This window comes from Streptomyces sp. NPDC057654, assembly GCF_042800135.1.
Taxonomy (GTDB): domain Bacteria; phylum Actinomycetota; class Actinomycetes; order Streptomycetales; family Streptomycetaceae; genus Streptomyces.
Window position 1 is genome coordinate 1 of sequence record NZ_JBHVHQ010001232.1, and the last position, 1,878, is coordinate 1,878.

Consider the following 1,878-nt stretch of genomic DNA (forward strand, 5'->3'; position numbering starts at 1 on the left):
GCCGGGGACCGCGTGAGCCCCGGGTCGAAGACGCCCCTGGCCTCCGGCCAGGCCCAGCGCTACTTCGGCCCCGGCCCCCGCACCGGCCGTCCCGGCCACGACGGCCAGGAGCCCGACCTCCTCGCCGTAGCCGCCGCGACGACGGGCGCGCTCCTGCTCGTCACCGCCGTCTTCCTCTGGCGCGGCGGCGGCCGGCGCCACGACCGGGGGACGTTCGGCGGGTACTGACGGCCCGGGGCCGAGCCGCCGGGAGGCCCCGGATAGTCTCGGCGCGTGGCGCTCAAGAACATTCCCGACCCTGGTTTCTCCGATGACGACGGCTCCGCCGACGCCGCCCTCGCCGAGGCGCTCGACGCCTGGTCGCGGGACGCGTCCGCCGAGCCGCGCGTCCTGGCGGCGCTGGCCGGAGCGCGGGTGCTCGTACCCGTCGTGGCCGTGCTGGGGGAGACCGAGACCGGGCCGGACGGGCTGCGGCGGGAGAAGACCAGCGACATGGCCGTGCCGACGCTGGAGGCGCCCGGCGGGCGGCGGGCGCTGCCCGCCTTCACGTCCACCGAGAGCCTGGCGCGCTGGCGGGCCGACGCGCGGCCCGTGGCGGTGCCGATGCACCAGGCGCTGCGGGCCGCCGCCCACGAGAAGGCCGACACGATCGTCCTCGACCTGGCCGGGCCGGTGACCTACCCGCTGGCCGGCCCCGCGCTGCTCGCCCTCGCGGAGGGGCGTACGAGCACCGATCCGCTCGCCGATCCGGCGGTGGCCGACGCGCTGCGCGCCGTGCTGGAGGCCGAGCCCGGCGTGCTGAGCGCCGGGCTGTCCGCGGCCGGGGACGGCGACGGGACCCTGGCGCTCTCCCTGGCCCCGGACGCGCCCGCGCGCGAGGTGGCCGGGCGGGTCGCCGAGGCCCTGGCGGCGGACGGCGTGCTGCGCGCCCGGCTCGTACGGGGACTGGACCTGGCGCTGCTGCCGCCGGGGGCCGCGCACGCGGGCGAGGTGCTGTTCAGCCGCTGATCCGGCCGTTCGACCAGGCGCTCGGCTCCGACAGGCGGAACCGGCCGGACCGTCCGACAATGCAGGGACAGTTCAAGATCCACCGCCTGGAGGACGTCATGGAGACGAGAACTGTCGTATCGGAGTTCATCGGCACGCTGCTGCTGGTGTTCTTCGGCGTCGGAGCCGCGGTCCTGGGCGCCGACTACATCGGGGTCCTGGGCATCGCGCTCTCCTTCGGCTTCGTCCTTTTGGCCGTGGCCTACGCGCTGGGCCCGGTCTCGGGCGCCCACGTCAACCCGGCCGTCACCCTCGGCATGCTGCTGGCCCGGCGCATCACGGGCCGCACCGCCATCGAGTACTGGATCGCGCAGCTCGTCGGCGGCATCGTGGGCGCGGGCCTGCTGTACTGGCTCGCCCAGACCGTGCCGGGGCTCAAGACCGACGAGACGTTCGGCAGCAACGGCTGGGGCAGCCGCTCGGCCGTCCACATCAGCCTCGGCGGCGCCTTCCTGGCCGAGGTGATCCTCACGTTCCTGCTGGTCTTCGTGGTGCTCGCGGTGACGCACAGGGTCGCGGTCGTCGGCTTCGACGGCCTGCCGATCGGCATCGCCCTCGCCGTGATCCACCTCGTCGGCATCCCGCTGACCGGCACCTCGGTCAACCCGGCCCGGAGCCTGGGCCCGGCGCTCTTCGCGGGCGGCGACGCGCTCTCCCAGCTGTGGCTGTTCATCGTCGCGCCACTGGTGGGCGGCGCGATCGCCGCGGTGGTGCACCAGGTGACGCACCCGCCGCAGGAGCCCAAGCTGGTCGCCGACGAGCGGTCGGCGACCTGAGCCCGGCCGGAGGCAGGATGCGGGCTCTCAGCCGAAGACCGGGCCCGTGTACTTC

The 1,878-nt window shown here is 75.5% G+C and carries 2 protein-coding genes and 1 pseudogene; all 3 read left to right on the forward strand.

Annotation, left to right across the window (positions count from 1 at the left end):
• Nucleotides 1-228, forward strand: a pseudogene (locus tag ACFU99_RS42310) (hypothetical protein); the annotation flags it as partial.
• Nucleotides 229-273: 45 nt separating this feature from the next.
• Nucleotides 274-1,008, forward strand: a complete 735-nt coding sequence (locus ACFU99_RS42315) for an SseB family protein (protein WP_384403760.1) — start codon at nt 274-276, stop codon at nt 1,006-1,008.
• A gap of 98 nt (nt 1,009-1,106) precedes the next feature.
• On the forward strand, nt 1,107-1,823 hold the full coding sequence (locus ACFU99_RS42320) for an MIP family channel protein (RefSeq protein ID WP_363228929.1): 717 nt from the start codon (nt 1,107-1,109) through the stop codon (nt 1,821-1,823).
• The last annotated feature ends 55 nt before the right edge of the window (nt 1,824-1,878 follow it).